The sequence below is a fragment of the Histophilus somni genome (assembly GCF_014202395.1).
Taxonomy (GTDB): Bacteria; Pseudomonadota; Gammaproteobacteria; order Enterobacterales; family Pasteurellaceae; genus Histophilus; species Histophilus somni.
The window spans coordinates 270,524-296,225 of the sequence record NZ_JACHGQ010000001.1 but is presented as its reverse complement, the minus strand read 5'-3'; the positions used below and the strand labels follow the sequence as shown (position 1 = coordinate 296,225).

Sequence of the window (25,702 nt, the reverse complement as noted above, 5' to 3'; positions counted from 1 at the left end):
AACCTCAACCTTTCGGCGAAAGTATTATTCGCCTTTTTTTGTTGTGTCTTAAAAAGCAAGGCATCGCCGATTTATTTATCAATCTATCTAAAAAGTAAAGCGTTTAAATCAATAAACAACCGTAAAAAAGTTTAAAAAATCAACAAAATAAATCAATAAAAAACCCATTTTAAAAGATTAAAGAGAACAAATTATGAACAAAATCTTCAAAACCAAATACGATGTAACAACAGGTCAAACGAAAGTTGTGTCTGAATTAGCGAATAACCGCCAAGTGGCGAGCCGTGTTGAGGGAGCGTCGGGGCGTCAGCCGAAGTGCGGTGTGTTTTTGGATAATTTTTTAGGGGTGTTTAAACTTGCACCGCTGGCGTTAGCGTTGTCGGTGGCGTTGCCGAATGTGGGGTATACGGCTAATGTATGGATTGAGTTTGAAAATAGTAGAAAAGAGGTTGTAGATTTAAATGAAGGAACTGGAATTTGGAACGATAGAAGGGATATGGATGATCCTAAAAATAGAGAAGCAACTATACTATCGAGTGGAATGAATAGAACAGGGGCTGTCACGCAGTTGAGAAATAAAGATTTTTATAAAACAGTTGTTATTGGTTCTCGAGCTGTAGGGGGAGGTGGTGGAGCTACCTCTATAGGATATGGAACTATTGTTGGGAAAAATAATTCTACTGTTTCAATAGGGGAACCACACCAAGGAACAGCTGTTGGTTATCGTTCATTTGCACAGGGAAATGAATCTACCGCATTGGGGAATGATGCGGTGGCATGGGGAGAATCAGCAATATCTATCGGGTCGGATAATATTGGAAAAGGTGTAACTAAATATACAAAAAAAGGGTTAGCATATGAGGTGTGGGGACTATTTAGAAAAGCAGGAAAAAATTTCAATTATACAAATGAATATTCGGCAATAGATAGTGGCAATTTAGATGTGACTGAAGAAGACTATCGACGCTACCTAAGTACTAATGAAGCTGGTGCCGAAAAATATTTTTACAAAACCCATAACTGGGCATATGGCGACTCATCTATTGCAATAGGTAGCCGCAACGTTGCTTATGGGCAATCCGCAGTGGCGATAGGTACAGCCTCTGTAGCACAAGGGAACTATTCAACCGCCTTTGGTATTGGAACCTATGCAAAAGGAAACTCAGCAGTAGCTGTTGGTAATGAAACCTATGTGTATGCTAATAATTCAATTGGTGTCGGTAATGAAGTGCAAGCGATTAACGATGGCTCGATGGTGTATGGCTATCAATCTTATGCGGGAGGTAGCGGAGCAGTCGCCATCGGTAAAAGAGCATTAGCTAATGTTGCACCATCAGATCATTTTACAGAAACGGTAGAAAGATTTGGTGATTACTGGTATGAAGGTGATAGTACAGTTAATGCACTTGGTAAATTAGATAATCCCAGCAATGGAGGAATAAGTAGAACATTAGATGAGTATTTTAAACCTAAAGCAGTTAGACAACAAGGAACAGGAGAAGAAAAGGCAGAAAGTAAAAATAGCGGAGCAGTTGCGATTGGTTATTATGTATATGCTTTAGGCGAGAACTCAATTGCATTAGGAAGACAAGCGTATTCTAAGGGTAACCGTTCAATTGCCATCGGTCCTTATGCGTATGGTGCTAAGGAAAAAACAGCCGCACTAGGTTATGGATCCAAGGCTATAGGAGAACAATCAATGGCGTTAGGATCGCTGTCTCGTGCAGAGGGGCAAAACAGTATCGCTATTGGGGTCAATAGTGCGGTAAAAAATGAAACTAACTCTATAAAAAGAAACGGTCAAAACACGATAGCCATCGGTAATGAAACCGAAGCGACCATGGATAACTCCGTTGCGTTGGGCTATAAATCCACGACGAAATATTTCTATCGAAATGGTAACAAAAACACAGCCACGCTCAACGGAGACGAGGCAATTGATTTAGACCCTTATATTCCGGAGGGTTCATCTTATACGTTAAGAACCAATAAAACGGCGGGTATTGTGTCGGTAGGTTGGAATAACAGTAAGAGAGAACTGGGCTTAAGACGGATTGTCGGGGTAGCACCGGGTGCGTTGGATTCTGACGTGGCGACGATTGGACAATTAAGAGCCTTAGCCTATGTAAAAAAAGAGGGCGTGGTAACTTACTATACCAAAGAGGGAAACAAGATCATTAAGCTGACCAAAGGTGATGATGGTAAGTTCTATAAAGTCAACACCAAAGACGGCACGCCTTACAAGGACTTAGGTGCGGTTGACGCAAAAAATGTTTTCGTTGGTCCAAAAGGGGCGAATGAAAAAACGGAAAGTAAAATGATCAATGGTAAAGAATACTCGCTCGGAAATATGGGCGAAAGAATCAAATTTGCTAATATTTTAGATGGAGAGATTTCCAACAAATCCGATCAAGCGATTACTGGGGCACAACTTAATAACCTAGGAAGTATATTAGGAATACAACCAAAAACAGATGATAAAACAAAATTTGTATTATCAAACGATTCAAATAAAAAAAATTTTGCCGCTGTAGAGTATATTGGTAGTGATAAAGGCGTCAACGTAACATTCAGAGAAGCGATAGAGGATACTATTAGTGCGATTAACTCTGGGTATAAATTTAGTGATGAAACAAAAGATAATACGCCTTTCTACCTTGGTTCAACAATAAAAATCGTGGCTGGGGATATTCCACAATCAGGTAATTCAAAAACAAAAACGCATCTAGGTAAAAACTTAAAAACGCAATTTACCAAAGAAGATAGTAATGCAACGGCGACATTCACCATCGGCTTGAAAGACGATCCGGAATTTAAGACTGTAAAACTTACCGGCAACCCTACAGATGATCAGCACGCTGTCAATAAGGCATACGTGGATAACAAACTTCAAAACGTTTCGACGAATTTACATTTCTTATCAGTACAAGGGAATGATAAAGCCGCAGTCAACTATAATAACGATGGAGCAAAAGCAAATTATTCTGTTGCTATTGGGGTGAATGCTCAAGTAGTAGATCCTACTACTGTAGTGCCTCCTAAAAAAACAAAACCGACAGCAACAGCAGGTATAGCGATAGGATATAACGCTAAATCTGAAGCAGAAAATGCGGTTGCTATAGGTAGAGATGTAAGTATTGACGTACCGAATTCTTTTGTTATGGGGTCTAATAATACAGTTACGCAAAGCTTTAAAGAGACAAATGGTGCGGTTGTTGTGATCGGTAGTGGAACAAAATTAGTAGAATCAAAAAGTTCTATTGCTATAGGTGCGGTTTATGTGGAAAGAGGTGACAAAAAAGATGGTACTGTAATAGAGAATGCAGCTTGGACAGCGTCTATCGGGAATAAAAATAAAATTAAAAATGGTACGGATATTGTTGCACTGGGGAATAATATTGAAGTCAAAGATGAAACAAATGAGGAAAATCCAAAAAATAAAACAAGAATTGCTAATAATGATTTAATTCTGATTGGTAATGGAGCGACAGCTGAAACTGCAAAAGAAAGTGTGCTTATTGGGGCAAAATCAAAAGCTGAAACGGGTGCAAAAAGTGCGGTGATTATCGGTCATAGTGCTAAAGCAGAGGCAAACGCCGTCGGTGCAGTAGCGATTGGACAAGGTGCAACAGTAAAAACCGACGCCGGCAACTCCATTGCGTTGGGGCAAGGGTCAGAAGCGACTGAAAAAGAAACCGCACCTAGCGAGGCTAGCTCAAGCAACAGTGTGAAATTTAAATGGACTGCTGGCGTTGGAGCCAGTAAATCCGTTGTCAGCCTAGGCAATAAAGACAAGGAAAGACAAATCAAACACGTCGCTGCAGGTGCGGTAGATAAAAATTCAACCGACGCTATCAACGGAAGCCAACTTTACGCTGTCGCCGATGAATTTTCTAAATTAGCGGTGAATGTATTGGGTGCGGAAAAAGCCGACGGCGATACAGCAGGATTTAAAAAATCGAATTTTGAAGTAGCTAAATATAATGGGAAAACAACTGCTTCAACACCAACAGAAATGACCTTTAAAGACGCAATTGGTCAAAATACAACAGCGATTAATCAAGGCTTTATTTTTGGCGTTGGCGATCAACCTGATGAATATGGAACGCATTATCTAGGCGATAAATTAACAATCAAGGCGGGAAATATAAATAGAGAAGAATTTAAAAGTGATAACATTAAAACTCATTATGAAAAAGGTAATAAAAACATATTAATAGGAATAAAAGATAAACCTTCTTTTAAAAATGTATTAATTACAGAAGAAATTCCTGATAATTTAGATAGTGCTAAAAAAAGTGCTTATGATAAACATGCTGTAAATAAGGCATATTTAGACAAAAGATTAGAAAAAGTCGCCGCTAATTTCACGGTTAAGGGGGATAATTCTAAGGCTGGAGAAGGATATACATTAGATAAAGATCATAATGAATTAATAATTGCAGGAGATAGTAAAAATATTGAAACTACAGTTGATAAGGACCATAAAAAAGTCAGTATCAACTTAAAAGATACTTTAACAGGTATCACTTCAATTGCTAATAATGATACAAAAATTGAGCTAAAAAATAATGGTGGAAAATCTATCGTTTTCACAGCTGGCGATACAAACAATAAAGTAACACTAACCGGAGATAAATTCAGTGGTGTGTCTGAAATTGGAAAAGATGATCAGGCTAAAATCACTTTCAAAAATAATGGTTCAAATGAAATAGACTTTAAAGCAGGGAGTACAACCTATAAATTCACTGACAGCGAATTAGATTTAGCCAATAAACCAATAACAAATCTAGCAAGTGGATTAGATACCAGCAGTGGATCTACTAGACAAAACTTAGACGAATTATTAAAACTTATCGGGACAAATGGGCAACCAAGCGGATCTTCAAATGATGGCAAATTAAACAAAGCAGTCAATGTTAAAGATTTACTTCATGTCGCTAATGAATTAAAAAATAAAGGGCTGACTTTCCAAGGAAATGGTGATGATGACAAAGTTACCAGAAAACTGGGGGAAACCTTAAAAATAGTTGGAGAAACATCGTCAACAGGTAGCACACAAACAACAGAAACTGCAGCTGGTAACATTACCGTCGCTAAGAAAAATGGCACGACTAATGAAGCTGATACCTTAGAGATTAAATTGTCTAAAAATTTAAAAGGTATCGAATCAGTTGGAAAAGATGAAAATTCTAAAATTACTTTCAATAGTAACGGTACAAAATCTATCGTTTTCACAGCTGGAGATAGCAGTAACTCTGTAACACTAACTGGCGATAAATTCAGTGGCGTGTCTGAAATTAGCAGTAAAGATAATAAATCTACATTAAAACTTGGTGTTGATAAAGCAACTGTAGAATTAGAATATGGCAAATCAAAACTTGAACTAAAAGATACTGAAGCAACAATCACAGCTGGAGATAATGCCGGAAGTATTAAAATTACAAGTAATAGTGATAAGAAAATTGAGTTAAGTCCTGAAAACGGAGCGACATTAACACTAGCAAAAGATACGACGAATGGAGGTGCTCATGTTAAAGCTACCGGTTTATCTCATGTTGGGTTAAATGACCAAAACGCTTTAATCTTTAAAAATGGAAGTAGTAATAGCAATACCGCTGTTTTAAAAGTGGGTAATGCTGATTTAACATTTACACCAACCGGAAGTAATGGAAATCAAAAAGTCCAGATTTCAGGATTATCAAGCGGATTAACTGATATTGGTTCTTCTACCGGTATTAGTGGCAATAATAGTACTCAAAAATTAGATGAATTATTAAAACTAAAACCACAACCAAGTGGAACATCAAATAATCAAGACAAATTAAGCAGAGCAGTAAATGTAGAAGATTTACTTGATATTGCTCAAGGCTTGGTTGATAAAGGACTTAAATTCCAAGGAAATGACACTTCAAGCACAATAACAACAAAACTAGGCGGTACTTTAAAAATAGTTGGAGAAACAGCAACTTTAACAACTCAAATTACCACCGCACCTGATAACATTACGGTTAAGAAAAAATCAGGTAGTGAAGATACTTTAGAAATAGGGTTATCTGATGCTTTAAAAGGTATTACTTCTATTAGTGGTAAAAATGACAGCAATGGAAGTGCGGTTGCAAAAATTGAATTTAATAGCACCGGCACAGGTGGCACAACCACAACGCCAAATGTCAAAATCACCGCTGGCGGTGGAACATTTACCTTTGGTGACAATGGATTAGATTTAGGTAATAAAAAAATCACTAAACTTGAAAGCGGTTTAGGATTAAATGGTACTAGTACTGGAAGCGGAGCTGGTGGAAACGGAAATGCTGACATTATTAAAAAAATCCTCGAAGGAAATCCTGACGGCACGACTGGTGGTAGCAATAGTACAAGTATTGCCAACAACGCCGTGAATGTGAAAGACCTGTCCGAAGTCGCTAAAGCGATTGTGACTAAAGGCTTGACCTTTGCAGGGAATACAGGTGAGGCTAAAGCTGCACTCGGCGATAAAATCACGATTAAGGGCGAGGGAACGTATTTAACCAGCGAAGCGAAAAATGGTACTGGCAATAGTAAAGAAATTACATTTTCTTTGACGGATAAAGTAACCAATAAATTAGCGATAATCAATGTCGGCAATGGGTCTACCAACGGCGACAATTCCTTTGCGTTGGGTAAGGATTCAGTAATTGTGCAGAAAAAGACCGCACCTAGTGGAATTATACCGAATGCAGGAAAAGATGAAGTCAAATTTAGCTGGGCAACAGCAACAGCAACAGCAGGGGCTTCTAAAACTACAAATCCTGCTGATATGAAAGAAGTCATTAGTGTTGGTGATACAAACGCTGAACGCATTATTACGCATGTTGCCGCTGGTGAAGTCCGAGATGGTTCCACTGATGCCGTCAACGGCGGACAACTAAAAAGCGTAATCGATGTCTTTGCTAATTTAGGGATAAATGTATTGGGTGCTGAAAAAGCCGAAGCTGACAAAGACGGCTTTAAGAAAACTACATTTACCGCATTGAAAAATACAAGCGGAGCAAATGAAGCAACTAAAGATACATTTAAAGACGCAATCAATGCCAATACTGCCAAAATCAACGAGGGCTTGAAATTTAAAGGCGATGGTAGCAATAGTGAGCAACAACTCTACCTCGGTTCAACCTTGACGATTAAGGGAGCGGAAACCACCGCACAAACACCTGCTCAAGGTGCGGGTACAGCCAAACATCAAAACATTACCACTACCGCCAAAAACGGTGGAATACTGGAAATCGCCCTTAATCAAAATTTAAAAGACATTACATCTATCGGGAAAGATGATAATAATGTTTTAACGTTTGAAAATGGCACAAGTGGAACCGGTGGCACTTCACCAACTGCCAGCTTAAAAGTCGGTGGAGCTTCTTTAACATTCACCAAATCAGATGATAACAAGGTTAAAATTTCGGGTATTGCAGATGGAAGTGCTGAGAACGATGCGGTAACTGTCAAACAATTAACCGCCTCAAAATTGCATTATTTATCGGTAAAAGGACCAAATGGAACTCAAAACGGTGAGAATTACAACAACGACGGTGCAAAAGCCCAAAATTCTATCGCCATAGGTTCTAAGGCAAGCGTAAAAGATGAAGGTTCACACGATGCCATCGCTATTGGTTATAACTCATTGGTAGAAAATGCCAAATGGTCAATGGCAATCGGTGCAAATACTCAAGCTAAATCAATTCAATCTTTGGCGTTGGGGTATGAGACAAAAGTATTAGAAAATAGCGATGCTTCAATAGCCATCGGTGTATCTGACACAAAAATAGAAAATGCTAAATGGGCAGTAGCATTAGGAAACAAAATAACAATAAATGGTTCCGGTAATAATGTTGTTGCAATAGGAAGTAATATTAATGTAGGAAGTGGCAACGATGATTTAATCGTAATAGGAAATAGAGGCGACAGTTCACCACAAATAACAAACGCCAAAAACTCCGTCATTATCGGCAAACAGGCAATTTCTCAAGCGGAAAGTGCGGTTGTTATTGGTACGAGTGCGAATGTTGAAGCAAACGCAACAGGTGCTGTGGCGATTGGGGATAGTGCGAAAGTTGAAAGTGCGGCTGGCGATTCGATTGCTTTGGGGAAAAATTCTGTTGCTAAAACTAAACAACCTTCACCAGCTGGGTTAATTTCTAATTCAGGAACAAATGATATAAAAATTACTTGGAGAACTACTGAAGGAGATACAACAAAATCAGTATTTAGCGTTGGATCATCAGGAAACGAGAGAATAATAACTAACGTCGCAGATGGTAAAGTCGATACAGGGTCAACCGATGCGATTAATGGTGGGCAACTTAAGAGTGTAATTGATGTGTTTGCTAATTTAGGTGTAAGTGTACTCGGTGCGGAAAAAGCGGATAGCGGAGATGGCTTTAAACAAACCGCATTTACCAAATTGAAAGATGAAACTGGACAAGATACAGCGGTTAAGGCTCAGACCACGTTTAAAGGTGCGATTGAGGAAAGTATTAAAACCATTAATAAAGGCTTGAAGTTTGCTGGGGATCAAGGCAATGAATTTACTCGCCAACTTGGTGCAACGGTAAGCATTAAAGGTGCGAAAGGTGATGCCTCAAGCCCAACGTCAGCCTCAAGTGCGGTGCAAAATGGTGCGGATAACCATCAAAATATTTTCACCACTGCAAAAGCCGGAACGCTGGAAATCGCTTTGAATAAGGATTTAAAAGGTATTCAATCCATCGCTAATGGTGAGAAAGCAAAAATCGCTTTGGATAAGGACGAGAAAACTATTACGTTCTCATCAGGTGAGAAGCCAGAAAGCGTAACCTTAAAAGGAAGCACATTTAGCGGTGTTTCTGAAATTACCAAAGGAGAGAATAAAGCCGCATTAAAACTAGAAGATGCCAAGGCGACTTTAAAAAATGCGAAAGACGGTTCAAGTCTGGCATTGGATAATACCGGTGCGACCTTAAGTGCGGGTAAAGATAAAGGAAGCATTAAAGTTAGCAATGGAACATCTAACAAAATCGAGTTAAGCCCTGAAAACGGTTCAATCGTTACTTTGAAAAAAGACACAACGAATAGCGGAGTACAAGCCACTGGCTTATCTACCATCGGTAAAGATGGGGATAACGCTTTAGTGTTTAAAAATGGTGCTGGCAACAAGGCAGAGTTAAAAGTTGGCGGAAGTACGTTGACCTTTACTAAATCCGATAGCGGAAATGCCGTGAAAATCTCAAATGTGGCGGTTGGTAAGATAGAAAGTAGTTCATCAGAAGCTATTACAGGCGGACAACTTGCCGATTTAGCTACTCATTTAGGGGTTAGTGTTAAAGATGACAATGGTAAGAAAATTGCATTTGAGCAGCCAAATTTTGATGTTATCAAAGGCGGTACTAAAGAAGCGAATAGTGGCACGACTACGGCTACAGGTCCTACAACCTTTAAGGGGGCGATTGACCAATTAATCACCGCCGTGAATGGTGGCTTGACCTTTAAAGGCAATGATGGCATGCCAACTTCAACCACATTACAATTGGGCGGTACGTTAACCATTGATAGCTCGACAGTGGGCAATGGTACGACCGGTGCGACTGTTGAAAAAGACATCACTGTATCCTTAACACCATCTACCAATGGTGATGCTAAAGAGGCCGGCACACTCACGCTTAAATTAAATAAAGCAACAGAAGTTAAAGAAGACGATGAAAAAGTCGTGACTTCTAAAGCGGTAGCAACAGAGTTGAAAAAATATACGACAACAGCTGATTTAGATAAAGGCTATCTCAAAGTCGATGGGTCGAATATTGGTGAAGATGAAGAGAAGAAGAAACAAGGCAGAAAAACATTCGGTAGCAATGTCGGTATTGCTGAAATCAAGTTAGATAGCACTGACAAGAGCGACACTGAATTAGTACAAGCTAAAGCCTTAATCGGTTATTTAAAAGGTAAAGGAACTAACTCTGTAAAAATCTCTGATTCACCGGAAACTAAAGCTGATGGGGATAATTCAATCAGTATAGGTCTGAAAGCCGTTACACAAAATGCCGACTCCATTGCAATTGGCTATAACACAAGTGCTACAAATCGCAAGTCATTGGTGTTAGGTAGCGATAGCAAAATGGACGGCGAAGAGTCTGTGGCAATCGGTTCAACAAATACCGTGAGCGGTAAATATTCAGGGGTATTAGGAAAAAGAAACACGGTTAGCGGAGAGCATTCCTATGCTGTGGGTGCTTATAATACGCTAGCTGGCGAACACACTTATGTCTTGGGTTCAAATATCACGACAGACGACAAAGTAAAAAATGCTGTTATCTTAGGTAATAACTCAAAAGGTGAGAAAGATGCGGTGTCTGTGGGTAGTGATACGCAACAAAGAAGAATTGTTTATGTCGCCAATCCAAAAAATCAACACGATGCGGTGAATAAACAATATGTTGATGGACTTGGATTAAATTTCAAAGGTAATGATAATCAAGAGATACACAAAAAATTATCACAAACTTTAGAAATAGTTGGTAAGGGTTTAAATAAAGCTCAAACTGCTAAATTTAAAGGAACAAATGGAAATATTGCCGTTAAATCAAGTAGTGGTAAAGATAAAAAATTAGAAATATCTCTTAATGAGAAATTATCAAATATTAAAACAATAGAAAATAAAGGTAGTTCAATAGAATTTAATGCAAATGATAAAAATGGATCTAGCAAAACAATTAAAAATTTACTTCTTACAGGAAATGGAACAAAAATGGTTCTTTCTTACAAAGGAGTACATTTAAATGAAAAACAATTGATTGGACTAAAAAGTGGACTATTAGAAAAACACAACGGAAAAGATCAAGAAAGAAAAGGTTTAGACGATTTAATAGGAGAAAATTTTGATAAATCATCGATTAAAACTCATGCCGTCAATGTTGGAGATTTAGCGAAAATTTCTAAGGAAATAGTTGAAAAAGGATATAAGTATAAAGCTGATATTCCGTCAAATAATAGCAATGATACCAGCATAAAACTAGGCTCAACCATATCTATTGTTAAATTATCCGGTACATCAACAAATGGAGTAATAACATCTTCACAACCGAGTACACCTACAATAAATATTGGGGACTATAAAGGAGATAACCTAATCACTCGATATACCAACGAGAGTGGAAACGCTAAGATCGAAATCGGGTTTAAAGACGCACCGATATTTAGCAAAGTGACACTTTCTACACCGCAAATGTATGGTGGTAATAGCATTGGTGGTAACGACTTAATCACCAAGTCCTACCTTGAACAAGCGTTAGATAGCTTTAAATTCAATGTGGCGAATGGTGATGGTACAACTTATCAAATTGGTCGTAATGATACGTTGAAGTTTAATGCTGGCTTGAATATTCAATTAACGTTAGCTAAAGAGGGTGAAAAACCGGAAAATGGGGCAACGTCTGCAAGTAGCACAAGTGCGGTAACTTCTACCCCAGCACCAGCACCAGCACCAGCACCAGCACCAGCAGTGGCAGTGGCAAGCAGTCCGTCAGGTGGTACAAGTACAAACGGCGGTGGTGCAAATAGAGGAGGTAGCTCAAATGGTGCAGGTTCAAATGGTGGCGGTTCAAACGGGATGGCTTCGCCAAGTACAACCGCTTCAACTGGTGCTGGCATGGCTACGACAGGTGCTACCTCAAGCACAATGCCAACAAGTACACCAACAACCACTACTACCCCAACAACAGCTGTAGTAACCATTGGTACAAAAAATGATTTAACTGATATCACCTCGATTTCTTCCAAACCTAAGGATGGAAGTGCGGATGGAAGCGGTGCAGGTTCAAGTGCGGGCGGAAGTAGTGCAAATGGTGCAACTGGAGAAGTGACGAAACTTACGTTAGATCCGACTAAGGGGGCGACTTTCCAAGTGGGCAAGCAAGGTTCTCAAGTCACTATTAATGACGATGGTATTTCCCTCACACCGAAAGGGGCGAGTGGAATGAATAATCCATCTGCTAGCACACCATCAATTGTGATTAATGCTGGTTCAGCACCAGCTGATTCAACTAGTTCAGCGACTCCAGCTGATCCAAGCTTGCCTGCTGTTGATAACGGACCATCTATTACTTTCTCTACAAAAGACGAGAGTGGTAAGAAAATCGGTTTCGGTACGATCAAAGGTCTTGCGGACATTAAGCCAAATGAAACGGATGGAAGCATTGCAGCGAATAAAAACTATGTTGATAGCAAAATAAAAGAAGTGACAGCTGGTCAACCTTTTGAATATGCTACGATAAAGGATAACGCTAAAGTTGTGAGAGGGTTGGACGGTAAACTGTATAAAGAGGCTGATCTGAATAAGTATTATTACGATGAGAAAACTGCTTCATATAAACCAAGAGATCCGAAAAATTCTAGCATGACTGAATTAAAAGCATTAAAAAATGATGAAGTTATCGTAAACTTAATGCCAAAAGGAGGAGATGATAAATCTCCGATAGCAATTGGAAATGTAAAAAGTATTTTAGGTGCAGAGGCTTCAACAGACCAAGATGAAGCAGCAAAAGCAATTGAAGAACTTATTAAAGAAAACGGAACGTTATCAACTAAGAAAGATAATGTTGCGACAGGTTCTGATATAGCCGCTTTGGCGAAAGCAGGTTTGAATTTCAGTGTCAGTACAGGAAAAGATATTCATAGAAATTTAGGCGAAAAAATATCTATTGTAGGTAGAGATCTGAAAGCAGAAATTCTAAAAGAAATGAATATTTCGAATGGAAAAGTTGATGATGATAAAAAAGCAGAATATGAAGCTAAATTGGCGGTAGCTAAGAAAGCAATTGCTGATGGATTTAGCACTAAGAATGTGGTTACTATTGCCAATCAAAATTCTGTTGTGATCAATATTGCAGATAAACCTGAGTTTAAAGCTATTTCTATTAAAGATGAAACAGCACCTGGTATGTCTTTAGATTTAAATCCAAATGCGATTAGTATGGAAGACGATGATGGTAATAACACAGTCATGGATGCTGGCGGTATGGTCGTTACTGATGGTAATAACAGTGCTGAAATTAGCACGAGCGAGATAAGTTTGACGGGTTCTGATGGTAAAGAAAGCCATTTGGAAGCAGGTAAATTGGTATTATCTCATACAGACAAAGAGCTTGTTATTGAGGCGGGTGAAAAAGGTGGCAAGATAACAGGCTTGGCAGTTCGTCATCCAACAGATAGCGATTATGGTACCGATACAACTCGTGCAGCAACGGAAAGTGCGGTGAAGAAAAACCGAGATGATGTTGAGGACGGTGTAATTGGTCCGATGGTTTATACTGATAACAAAGGTAATCGCTTAGTTAAAGTAGAAGGTAAATATTACCTCGTTTCAGATGTTGAAAATGGTAAAGCCAAGGAAAAAGCCAATGCGGTGGCAAATCCAGCTCTGTCGTTAGTGAATGCTGATAGAAATGGAGGAGATACAAAAGCCCCTGTTGTGTTAAATAATGTTGCAGCGGGAGAACTTTCTGAAAATAGTCGTCAAGCGGTAAATGGGGCTCAGTTACATCAAACTAATGTGCATGTTCAAAACAATAGCTTGCGTATTAATAACTTGCAAAACCAAGTCAATATCTTAAACAAAGATATGCGAGCAGGGGTTGCTCAAGCTGTTGCACAAGCGAACTTGCCGGTCAATATATTACCGGGTAAAAGTACGTTAAGTTTGGCGACCGGTAACTATATGGGTACGCAAGCCTTTGCGGTAGGTTATTCCAGAGTGTCCGATAACGGCAAACTTAGCGTCAAATTCAGCTTAGGACATGGCGATAAGAAAACCTCTGTGGGTGCAGGTATCGGTTATAGCTGGTAATTCTTGATTGCTATCCATCAAAAAAGGGCGTTTATACGCCCTTTTTTCTATTAGTGTCGATATTTTTTGTCAATCTAACCGCACTTTTCGTAAATACTAAATTAATTTAAGCAATACCTTTATGTCGTAGTAGTGCATCTAATTGAGGCTCACGACCTCTAAAGCGTTTAAATAGAATCATAGGTTCTTCCGATCCTCCACGAGTTAAAATTTCATCTAAAAATGAACGACCTGTTTCCGCATTAAAAATTCCTTCTTCTTCAAAACGGGAATAAGCATCGGCAGATAAAACTTCAGCCCAAAGATAGCTGTAGTATCCGGCAGAATATCCGCCTGCAAAAATATGACTAAAGCTGTGAGGTGTTCTTGCCCAATCCACACCTTTGATCACCGCAACGTCAGATTTAACCTGTTTTAAGGTCGCTAAGATTTGATTTGGTTTATTAGCTTCAAAATAATGGTGTAAACGGAAGTCGAATAAACCGAATTCTAATTGACGTAAAACAAACATTGCCGCTTGAAAGTTTTTCGCTTTTAGTAATTGATCTAATTTTTCTTTTGGTAGTGGCTTGCCGGTTTCATAATGTCCTGAGATGAATGCTAACGCCTCTTCTTCCCAACACCAATTTTCTAAAAATTGACTTGGCAATTCTACTGCATCCCAAGGTACACCATTAATTCCGGCAACATCAGCGACATCAATTTTTGTGAGCATATGATGAATACCATGTCCAAATTCATGGAATAGGGTAGTGACTTCGTCATGGGTGAATAAAGCAGGTTTGTCGCCAATCGGAGCATTAAAATTACAAGTCAGGTATGCAACAGGTTTTTGAATTGAACCGTCAGCTTTACGTTTTCGTCCAATACAATCATCCATCCAAGCACCGCCACGTTTATTTTCTCGAGCATAAAGATCTAAGTAGAAACTTCCTCTCACTTCATTCTTTTCATCAATTAAATCAAAGAAGCGTACATCTTTGTGCCAAGTGTCTACGTCAAAACGCTCTACTGCTCGAATATTGAAAATTCGTTTAATTAATTCAAATAGACCTGAAATAACTTGATCTTCTGGAAAATAAGGGCGAAGTTCCTCATCATTAATTGAGTATAAATACTGTTTTTGTTTTTCGCTATAAAAGCTAATATCCCAAGGTTCAAGTGCGGTGATATTGTAATTTTTTTGGCAAAATTCTTGTAATTCGGTCAATTCTTTCTCGCCTTGATTTTTTGAACGTTTTGCTAAACTTTCCAAGAAATCAATAACTTGTTGTGGAGTGTCCGCCATTTTGGTCGCAAGGGAAAGCTCTGTATAAGTATTAAAGCCTAACAAATGAGCAAGTTCGACACGCAAAGTCAAAATTTCTTGCATAACATCTGTATTATCCCATTTTCCTGCATTTGGTCCCAGTTCTGAAGCACGAGTAGCAAAAGCTCGATACATTTCTTCTCGTAGTTCTCGGTTTTCACAATAGGTCATGACGGGTAAATAACTAGGGAATTCCAAGGTAAAACGATAACCATCAAGCCCTTTAGATTGTGCGGATTGTTTTGCTGCTTGTAATGCACTTTCAGGCAAGCCAATTAGATCTTGTTCATTTTCGACGACTTTATCCCATCCCATTGTTGCATCAAGGACATTATTACTAAATTTAGCGTTTAGTTCAGATAAACGAGCAACGATTTCACCGTATCTTTGCTGTTTATCTTCTGATAAGGCAATACCCGATAATTCAAAATCACGCAACGCATTTTCTATCGCTTTTTTTTGTGCAACCGTATATTGGGTAAATTCCGGACTATTTTTTAGTTGCACATAGGCATTATATAACCCTTTATGTTGCCCTAACCAAGTACTATATTCTGAAATCAGCGGTAAACAAGCTTGATAAGCGGCACGCAATTCAGGACTGTTTTTCACCGCATTTAAATGAGAAACAGGCGACCAAGCACGACCAAGTTTTTCCTCTTTATCGTTTAGGGGTTGAATAAAATTCTCCCACGTAAAGTGCGGTTGTTTTAACAGTTGTTCTACTGTTTCACGATTTTCTCGGATTAATTGCTCAATCGCCGGTTGAACATGTTCAGGCTTGATTTTTGAAAATTGTGGAAGTTCTGAATGGGTTAACAGTGGATTAGACATAAGTGTTCCTCAAAATAGACAGTTATTTTATATAAAAAAGTGGTAAGTAGATTGGGATTTATTCTAGAAAATCAAGGTTGAGGTCTAAAAAATGTGAATAATTTAGGGGTATTTTATTAATAGTTCATAGGAAAATTTTTATTTTGTTTTCATTTTATTTTTCATATCTTATTTTGTGTACTAGATCACAAAAAAGAAAAAAAGTAAATTAAATATTAAAATTAATAATTTAAAAGATTAATTTCAATAGATAAACTTACTTAAAGTTAGAAAACAGGGGAATTCCATGAAAGAGTTATCTGTGGATTGTATTATTGAGCGGAGAGATTGTCATAGTGCTAAATGGGAATTAGCAAAAAAATATAGTGAAGATATTATTCCTATGTCGGTAGCTGATATGGATATTCCTTCACCTAGAGAGTTAATAGAGTATTTAGGAAAGTTAAATAAAAAAGGGATATATGGATATACTATTTTTCCTAATAATTATAAAAAAATAATTCAAAAATATTTTTTAAGACATTATGGAAGTTATATAGATGAAGAAAGTATAGTATTTTGTCCAAGAATAATACAGGCTGTTTCTATTTATATCAGAGAGTTTACATGTATAAATGATAATATATCTATTTTATCACCTTCTTATAAACCATTGGTAAATGCAATTTCTTTAAATAAAAGAAATGCAATTTTATGTGATTTAATATATAAAAATAATCAATACTATATTAATTTTGATTTGTTAGAAGATTGCTTTAAGAAATCAAAAGTATTTATATTTATTTCTCCACATAATCCTACAGGAACAGTATGGAGTAAAAATGATTTGGAAAAAATAGCCATGTTAGCAGAAAAATATGGCGTTTTTATTATATCTGATGATATACATGCAGATTTTAATTTTTCCAACAATAAGCATATTTTTATTTCATCTGTTAGTGAATATGTTGAGAATAATTCTATTATATGTACATCCCCGTCTAAAACTTTTAATATTCCTGGATTAGAAATATCAAACTTATTAATAAAAAATACCTGCATTAGAAATAAATTTAAACATCACTTAGAAGCATTGGGATTTCATAATCCAAATTATTTTTCTGCATCTGCATTAATAATTACATATAGTAATTGTGATGAGTGGAGAAAAGAATTATTGGAATATATTAGAGAAAATAGATCTTTGGTGAAAGATTTTTTTGAAAAAGAGATTCCTGAGTTAGAGGTTGTTAATAGTCAAGGGACATATCTTGTTTGGATTAACTATAAAAAATTAAATCTAAATGAAGATAAATTAAAATATTGGCTCATTAACTTATCTAAAATTGAAATGTCTTGGGGGTCTGATTTCTTAAGAGGTGGTGAATATTTTTTTAGAATGAATATAGCTATGCCAAGAATAGTTTTAATATCTTGTTTAAGAAAAATAAAAGAAGGATTAATTTTGCTATTAGAGGAATCAAATTATGGAAAATAATATGAAAAGAAAACCGAAATTATTAGAGGCATTATCTCCAATTTTATTTATGCTATTTTTATTGGGGTGCGGTTATGCATTTTTTGATTTGCCACCAGAGCCTTTAATGATTCTTTCATGTGTATTTGCAGGTATTTTAGTGAAAAAGTTAGGGTATTCTTATAATGATATTTTAGATTCAATTTCATTTAAAATATCTAAAACTATGCCTGCATTATTAATTTTAATTACTGTTGGCTTATTAATTGGAACTTGGATCATTGGCGGTACTATACCAATGATGATTTATTATGGATTAAAGGTCATTGATCCTAAATTTATTTATATTACAGCATTATTTCTAACAGCAATAGTATCAATTTGTACAGGAACATCCTGGGGGTCAGCGGGTACAGTTGGTGTTGCATTTATGGGTGTTGCAATTGGTTTGGATGCCAATTTAGCTGCCACAGCGGGTGCCATTGTTGCCGGTGCTTATTTTGGAGATAAACTTTCACCATTATCTGATACAACAAATATAGCTTCTGCTGCAACTAATGTTGATTTATATGAACATATTGCTCACTTACTTTACACAACATTACCATCTTTTCTAATTTCTGCTTTAGTTTATATTGTATATGGATTTAATATTAATATTGATAATGTAGCAACACCTGATAAAGTATTATTGATGATTTCAGGGTTAGAAAGTATTTATAATTTTAATTTATTTTTATTGATACCTGTAATAATTATTTTGTGGGGATCTATCACCAAAAAACCAACAATTCCAGTTATGTTATTTTCAGCAGTTATAGCATCATTTAATGCAATTTTTATTCAACATTTCTCATTAAATGATGTTATTAATAGTGCATTAAATGGATTTAATATCTCAATGTTACCTGATTCTTTAAATATTAGTTCAGATCTTGCCCGTTTACTGAATCGGGGAGGGATGAATTCTATGATGGGAACCTTATTAATTTGTTTTTGTGCGTTATCTTTTGCAGGGATACTTTCACTTAGTGGTGCATTAGATGTAATCATTAATTACTTATTGAGATTAGTGAGATCAACGGCTTCATTAATTTTTATTACTATTCTTTGTGGTCTTACTATGATTGGTGTGACTTGCAATGGGCAAATATCAATATTAATTCCAGGAGAAATGCTTAAAGATGCTTACATTGACAGAGGTTTACATCCTAAAAATTTAAGTCGTACTGTTGAGGATTCAGCTACAATTATAGAGCCTATCCTTCCTTGGACTGCTGCAGGGGCTTATATGGCTGGTACTTTAGGTGTTGCCACATTAACTTATTTACCTTGGGCAATCCTTTGTTGGAGCGGTATTGTATTTGCGATGATCTACGGTATAAGTGGGATTGGTATCGCTAAATTAAAACAAGAGTAACGTAGGAAGAAAATACTTAAGGAATTACTCGTCCTTTTAATTAAAACCAGTGAAAAAGAGCGGTTAGTTTTAGAAAATTTTATATGAAGCAATTTTTCGTATTTGTATGGTGAAGCTAAAGCTCGATATTATTAAAGGAAGATACATGGATAACACACAAAAATATTACCGCATTGCTTTATTGTTCAACGCCAATAAGGTGTATGATCGAGAGGTGGTGGCTGGCATTGGACAGTATATTCAAGCATCGCAATGCACATGGAATATTTTTGTGGAGGATGATTTTGTTTACCATAAAGAAACCATTGAACGACTGTCTATTGATGGTATTATTGCAGACTTTGACGATCCTGAAACCGTTTCCTTGTTGAAAAATATTGATGTTCCCACTATTGCGGTAGGGGGGTCTTATCAGAATTTTGCTGATTATCCGCACTTTCCTTATGTCGCTACTGATAATTACGCTTTAGTCGAAACCGCTTTTTCCCATTTAAAACATAAAGGAATTAGTCAATTTGCCTTCTATGGTTTGCCGACTCAAGGCACTCGGCATTGGGCAAATGAGCGGAAAAATGCTTTTGTAGATCTAATGGAAAAATATGCTTATCAATTTTCTGTATATTTAGGTGATAAAACTGATTCAGGCAGTTGGCAAGTGGCACAATCTGAATTATGCCAATGGCTACAAACATTGCCGGCACATACCGGCATTATTGCAGTCACGGATGCAAGGGCAAGGCATTTATTACAAGCCTGCGAATATTTGAAAATAGCCGTTCCTGAGAAACTTTGTGTGATTGGTATTGATAACGAAGAATTGATCCAATATTTATCTCGCATTTCTCTATCGTCTGTTGCTCAAGGTACCAAACAAATTGGTTATCAAGCAGCGAAAATGTTGCATAGCCTGTTAAGTGGACATAAAGTGAGATTACAACCAATTTTAATTCCTCCCTTAAAAGTAGAAGAAAGGGCTTCTACGGATTACCGTTCTTTGCGTGATCCTTTTGTGATTCAAGCAATGCATTATATTCGCCAACGAGCCTGTCATGGTATTAAAACAGAGCAAGTATTGGATCATTTAAAAATTTCCCGTTCTAACTTGGAACAACGTTTCAAATTGGAATTAAACAAAACCGTTCATCAAATTATCCATGAAGAAAAACTTAACCGAGCCGTGTATTTACTTCGCTTTACCGATATTTCTATGCCAGAAATTGCTGAAATCTGCGGTTATCCTTCTTTGCAATATTTTTATGCAGTAATGAAGAAAGCCTATGGGATAACCCCAAAGGCTTTTCGTCGATAAATTACTAAAGCACTAATGATTTAGTTACTGATTGAGTAAAATCAGGGTTGAAAATCTAAAAAAAATGAGAATAATTGAAAACTGTTTTTATTTTATTAGTAAGCTGTATGAAAATCGTTTATTTAAGTTTTGGTTTTATTTTTCTCGCATTAGGTATTCTTGGCATTATTATGCCGGGATTACCGGGTTTTCCATTTTTACTCTTGACTGTTTTTTGTTTTAGTCGAAGTTCGGAGCGTGTGCATAATTGGTTTTTGCAAACAAAAATATACCAAAAGCATGTTTTACCTTTCAAAGAAAAGAAGGGAATGTACAAAAAAACAAAATACAATATCTTGATTTTTGCGACTGTTATGATGGCAATGGCTTTTTACTTTACACCCAGTGCGGTCGGAAAAGCGATCATTCTTATCGCCTTGGTCATTAAATATTGGTATTTCTTATTTAAAATCAAAAATTTAAAAACTTAACTGGTATTGTCCAAGTGTTTTTGTATAATGCCCTAAATAATTTAAATAAGTAACAAAAATGCCTTTTTATTTCTTTCGTATTTATCTTTTTTTATTACTAAAAAGTGCGGTACTTTTTGGTGTATTTCTGTTATCTGCTTGTAATGAAAAACAAGAAAATATTAAGACTGAAGTTTTTCAACATAAACAGTCTGAGCAAGTTCAGTTGCAAGAAATAGAAAAAAAGCAATTAACACGAGGTATTTATGCTGAGTTGGTCGTAGATCCTTTGTTGCTGAAAGAAGAAGGACAGGCAGAGATTTTGCGTGATATTTTCGAAGGATTAACAAGCTACAATACGCAGGGTAAGATTATTCCTGCGGTTGCAGAATATTGGCAAACGGAAGACAACAAAAACTGGATTTTTGTGTTGCGTAAAGATGCAAAATGGTCTAACGGCGTCAAGGTCATCGCACAAGATTTTGTGGATAGTTGGCATAGACTGGCTTTATCTGATAATCCATTGAAGATTTATCTTCGTCTAATGAATGTCAGTAATGCGGAATCAGTTTTAAATAAAATGTTACCTGTGGATAAATTGGGGGTTTTTGCATCAAATGAACGCTTGTTACATATTCAACTTGATAAACCGACACCACAATTACCGGCAATGTTGACCCATGCTGTTTTATTACCTAAATATCAATCGACAGATAATGAATTTATAACAAATGGTGCTTATCAAATTGCTGAACGACAAGAAAAACAAATTGCTTTAGCAAAAAATCCTTATTATCGAGAATCGGAAAACGTTTATTTTGATCGAGTTATTTATCGAGAAATTTCCCAAAATCAATCGATTAACTCTTTAGATTTCGTTCTGAATGCAAAATCATCGCAGGAAAACTTAATTTATTTGCCCCAATTATGTGTTTATTTTTATGAGTTTAATTTTTCTCACCCCCATTTGAAAAAAAGTGCGGTTCGTAGAGCATTAATTTCAATGGCAACCATTCCACAAACTTTTTTTTCAGCGAAAATGCAAGCAATTCATTCTTTTTTGCCTCATTCTTTGCGATTAGGACAAGAAGACATTTGGGAGCCGACTATTGTGGAAAAATTATTCGCAGAAAGCCAAATTACAGAAAAATCGCCGTTAAAATTCACGTTAACTTACGATAAAACGGAAATACAAGAAAACATTGCAAGAAAATTTATTCAACATTGGTCGCAATCAGATTTAATTCATGTAAGAGCAAATCCGGTTTCAAGAGAAGAATTATTGCAACAACGGGCAATTGGTGATTTTGATATTATCCGTTCAGGCTGGTGTGCAGATTATAAGGAACCGTCAAGTTTTTTGCTTAATTTTCATTCTAAGAGTCCGGACAATAAAACAGGCTACCAAAATCCTCAAGTAGATCAATTACTGGAAAAAGCGTTGCAGTCTTTAGAAGAAAAAGAGCGTAATATTTTGTATATGGAAATAATAAAAATTTTGCAACAAGAGCAAGTGGTATTGCCTATTTTTCAGCCTCTTATCCCCGTTTGGCAAAACAACATTTTGGGTATTGAACAGAACAATGACAGTGGTGTGATATATAGCAAAGATTTGTATCGACAGAACAAAGCAAGCGAATAAGAATATCTTATTTCCGCATAAATAACCTATTTAACTTTTAAACATATTAAGGAATTATTGTGGCATTAGTGAGTTTAACCAATGGCTATCTTTCTTTTGGTGATCAGCCGTTATTAGATTGTGCAGAATTACATATTGAGGCGGGTGAACGAGTTTGTTTAGTCGGTCGTAATGGAGCAGGAAAATCGACATTAATGAAAATATTGGCACAAGACGTCATGATGGATGATGGACACTTGCAATTTGAACGAGATTTGATTGTGTCTCGGTTACCTCAAGATCCGCCAAACTATGCAGAAGGCAATGTATTTGATTATGTAGCGGAAGGTATTGGACATTTAGCTGATTTATTAAAAGATTATCATCGTATTTCTCTACGATTAGAAAAAGAATACAGTGAAACATTGCTTAATCAATTAGCACATATTCAAGCTGAACTGGAACATACCGGCGGTTGGCAATTTGAAACAAAAATTAAAGAAATTCTAACTAAATTAGATTTGAATCCAGATACTTTATTAAATGAGCTGTCAGGGGGGTGGCTACGCAAAGTTGCCCTTGCCAAAGCGTTAGTTTGTAATCCACATGTTTTATTACTTGATGAGCCGACTAACCATTTAGATGTTGACGCAATTGAATGGCTCGAAGAATTTTTATTGACCTTTAGTGGCAGTATTATTTTTATTTCTCATGACCGCTCTTTTATTCGAAAAATGGCGACACGTATTGTGGATTTAGATCGAGGTAAATTAGTTTCTTATCCGGGCAATTATGATTTGTATTTAACAGCCAAAGAGGAAAATTTACGGGTTGAAGCACTAAAAAATGAACTCTTTGACAAAAAATTAGCACAAGAAGAAGTTTGGATTAGACAAGGAATTAAAGCTCGCCGAACTAGAAATGAAGGTCGTGTAAGAGCGTTAAAAGCATTGCGTGAAGAACGTCGGCAACGGAGAGAGGTACTGGGCAAAGCTAAACTACAATTAGATAATTCAAGTCGCTCAGGAAAGATCGTGTTTGAATTAGAAAATGTTTGTTATGAGGTAGCAGGGAAAACCTTGTTAAAAGATTTCACAACGACCATTTTGCGTGGAGATAAAATTGCTTTAGTCGGTGTAAACGGGTGTGGTAAGACAACGTTTATCAAGTTGTTGTTGGGAGAAATTAAACCAACGTCCGGAATAATTCGTTGCGGTACAAAATTAGAAATTGCTTATTTTGATCAGTATCGTGCCGATCTCGATCCGGAAAAATCGGTTATGGATAATGTCGCTGATGGCAAACAAGATATTGAAGTGAATGGTATTAAACGCCATGTTTTAGGTTATTTGCAAGATTTCTTATTTCCGCCTAAACGTGCTATGACACCTGTAAAAGCACTTTCCGGCGGAGAGCGTAATCGCCTGTTGTTAGCAAAATTATTACTCAAACCCAATAATTTATTAATTCTTGATGAACCGACAAATGATTTAGACGTGGAAACATTGGAATTGTTGGAAGAATTATTGGCGGATTATCAAGGAACACTTTTAATTGTCAGTCATGATCGTCAATTTATTGATAATACAGCAACTGAATGTTATATGTTTGAGGGAAATGGCGTTCTGAATAAATATGTGGGCGGTTTTTTTGATGCAAAACAACAGCAAGCTAATTATTTTGCTTGTAAAGCAGAGGAACAAGTTAAGCAGAAAAAACATGAAGAAGAGAAAAGAGGCGTAAATTCAGTCGTTGAGAAAGCAGAATACAAAACTCGCCAAGTTAAATTATCCTATAAAGAGCGGTTGGAATTAGAGCAATTACCGCAGTTATTAGAAGAATTGGAGGAAAAAATCACCGCACTTCAAATGGAAATTAGTGATGTGAACTTCTTTCAGCAACCGCATGAATATACTTCAACAAAATTACAGACCTTAGCAGATATGGAGCAAGATTTAGAGAGGGCTTTTTTGCGTTGGGAAGAATTGGAAGAAAAAAAGAATTTAGCTAAGATTAACGCTTAATAAGATAAACCGCACTGAAGTGCGGTTGCTTTATCGATTATATCCCAGCGATAACAACACTGCTATCGCCGGTTTAGTTTTATATGATGAATTAGTTAAACACACCGCTGATGCCGACACGGAAACCTACTCGCCCTCGACTATCAGAAGAAATGCCGCCGGATATGGAATATTTTCCGTTTGCGGAAGTTCTACCGAGGTTTAAAGAGACCGCACTTTCGCTGCTATAATGAGCGGCACCGGCGGCATAAGACCATTTTCCCGGGACGAAAGGGACTTCTTTGAAAGCCATCGCGGCGGCGATACCGGCTTTAGCGTCTTTGTTGACCTCTTCAACACGTTGGTTGGTTGCGTGTAATTGGCTACCGTTTACCGCATCGGTTGAATGATGAGACAATAAACCTGCTGCAACATTTTGAATACGACGTTCATTGCCTTTGCTGCCTACGGAAACGACGCCTTTCGCCTCAACGCCAGCGTAATTGCCGTCGACTTTGCCGATACCGCCTGAAGTCTCGCTCGGTGCGGTGTAAGCGGAACTATCGCCTAGAAATACAGAATTATCTTTTGTATGTTGAATGTTGTAGCCTATAGCAACAGTATTTTTACTATTATTCGTAATTTGACGACCAACTGAGAATGAATTTTTTCCTGTTGTATGTACACCACTACCAAAGCTTATTGAACCTTCGCCAGATGCTAACGAATCAGTACCAATAGCTTGAGAGCGTACCGCACTTGCTTTAGCATTTACCCCAAATGCATTACTATAAGTACCTGTTGCCGTAGCACCATAACCAAATGCGTGGCTAGAATCTCCCGAAGCTGATGCCCTACGACCAAATGCTAAAGTGTGGTTATGAGTTGCTTTTGCTTCATCACCTAATGCTACTGAAAGTGTTCCTGTCCCTTTAGCATCTTTACCTATAGAAATCGCTTGTACACCTGCTTCTGCTTTATGCCCCATTGCCACGGCATACGATTGAGCTTTAGTACCACGCCCTACTGCTGTTGCCCCTTCTTTTTGAGCGTCTGCTTCATAACCTACTGCAACAGCGGATTCACCGACTTTAGTTCTATCTCCAACGGCAACGGCTTTAGCGTTTGGTATGTTTTTAGGAACTTCTGTAATACTTTTCCCAATATAAATACCCTCTTTTTCATACTTTATAATATCCAGAGAACTATTTTGAGCTACAGCTAAATTAGCAGCTAAAACAAGCACCGCACCTAAAGATAAAGAGAAATAACATTTTTTCACTTGAAAGAAATCCTTAATATAAAAAATTAATATAGAAAAATCACAAAAAACATAACCGCATTATGGTGCGGTTATTTATGACAATAATTAAAAAGAGGTAGGTAGTCCTACCGGAGCGGGCGAAATTTTAAGCGGGGGGGGGGTACTGTCAATATATTTTTTTACAA

The 25,702-nt window shown here is 37.1% G+C and carries 9 protein-coding genes; 7 read left to right on the top strand and 2 right to left on the bottom strand.

All coding sequences use genetic code 11. The features are described 5' to 3' along the window. The first annotated feature begins 193 nt into the window (after positions 1 to 193). The gene (locus HNR69_RS01205) at positions 194 to 13,852 is read left to right on the top strand and encodes a YadA-like family protein (protein WP_136122227.1); all 13,659 of its coding nucleotides are present in this window, start codon (positions 194 to 196) and stop codon (positions 13,850 to 13,852) included. A 106-nt stretch (positions 13,853 to 13,958) separates the two neighbouring features. Here the strand turns inward: HNR69_RS01205 and prlC are convergent, their stop codons facing one another. Next, a complete protein-coding gene (gene prlC / locus HNR69_RS01200; RefSeq protein ID WP_075290811.1) occupies positions 13,959 to 15,995 on the bottom strand; it encodes an oligopeptidase A in 2,037 nt (678 codons plus the stop codon). A gap of 286 nt (positions 15,996 to 16,281) precedes the next feature. On the opposite strand from prlC, the gene HNR69_RS01195 reads away from it, so the two are divergent. From HNR69_RS01195 to HNR69_RS01170, 6 genes are all read left to right on the top strand, one after another. Further along, a complete protein-coding gene (locus tag HNR69_RS01195) occupies positions 16,282 to 17,472 on the top strand; it encodes a MalY/PatB family protein (RefSeq protein WP_012340422.1) in 1,191 nt (396 codons plus the stop codon). After that, entirely contained in the window at positions 17,462 to 18,871 is a 1,410-nt protein-coding gene (gene nhaC / locus HNR69_RS01190; RefSeq protein ID WP_012340423.1) for a Na+/H+ antiporter NhaC, read from the top strand. Before HNR69_RS01195 ends, nhaC begins: the two co-directional genes overlap by 11 nt. A 145-nt stretch (positions 18,872 to 19,016) precedes the next feature. Continuing rightward, the gene (locus tag HNR69_RS01185; protein ID WP_075290810.1) at positions 19,017 to 20,180 is read left to right on the top strand and encodes a XylR family transcriptional regulator; all 1,164 of its coding nucleotides are present in this window, start codon (positions 19,017 to 19,019) and stop codon (positions 20,178 to 20,180) included. Positions 20,181 to 20,287: 107 nt separating this feature from the next. Then, complete coding sequence (locus tag HNR69_RS01180) at positions 20,288 to 20,650, top strand: YbaN family protein (protein ID WP_075290812.1); 363 nt, start codon at positions 20,288 to 20,290, stop codon at positions 20,648 to 20,650. 58 nt (positions 20,651 to 20,708) lie between these two features. Next, positions 20,709 to 22,271: a peptide ABC transporter substrate-binding protein gene (locus HNR69_RS01175; RefSeq protein WP_075290809.1), complete on the top strand. Its 1,563-nt coding sequence runs from the start codon at positions 20,709 to 20,711 to the stop codon at positions 22,269 to 22,271. A 59-nt stretch (positions 22,272 to 22,330) separates the two neighbouring features. Further along, positions 22,331 to 24,274 (top strand): ABC transporter ATP-binding protein, encoded by a 1,944-nt coding sequence (locus HNR69_RS01170; RefSeq protein WP_075293807.1) that lies wholly within the window; start codon positions 22,331 to 22,333, stop codon positions 24,272 to 24,274. A 91-nt stretch (positions 24,275 to 24,365) separates the two neighbouring features. On the opposite strand, the gene HNR69_RS01165 is transcribed toward HNR69_RS01170, so the two are convergent. Continuing rightward, complete coding sequence (locus HNR69_RS01165; protein ID WP_075293808.1) at positions 24,366 to 25,535, bottom strand: YadA-like family protein; 1,170 nt, start codon at positions 25,533 to 25,535, stop codon at positions 24,366 to 24,368. Between the last annotated feature and the right edge of the window lie 167 nt (positions 25,536 to 25,702).

Excerpts from the sequence above, each read along its gene's own strand:
- HNR69_RS01205 (WP_136122227.1), top strand. The coding sequence starts at position 194 with ATGAACAAAATCTTCAAAACCAAATACGATGTAACAACAGGTCAAACG.
- prlC (WP_075290811.1), bottom strand. The coding sequence starts at position 15,995 with ATGTCTAATCCACTGTTAACCCATTCAGAACTTCCACAATTTTCAAAA.
- HNR69_RS01195 (WP_012340422.1), top strand. The coding sequence starts at position 16,282 with ATGAAAGAGTTATCTGTGGATTGTATTATTGAGCGGAGAGATTGTCAT.
- nhaC (WP_012340423.1), top strand. The coding sequence starts at position 17,462 with ATGGAAAATAATATGAAAAGAAAACCGAAATTATTAGAGGCATTATCT.
- HNR69_RS01185 (WP_075290810.1), top strand. The coding sequence starts at position 19,017 with ATGGATAACACACAAAAATATTACCGCATTGCTTTATTGTTCAACGCC.
- HNR69_RS01180 (WP_075290812.1), top strand. The coding sequence starts at position 20,288 with ATGAAAATCGTTTATTTAAGTTTTGGTTTTATTTTTCTCGCATTAGGT.
- HNR69_RS01175 (WP_075290809.1), top strand. The coding sequence starts at position 20,709 with ATGCCTTTTTATTTCTTTCGTATTTATCTTTTTTTATTACTAAAAAGT.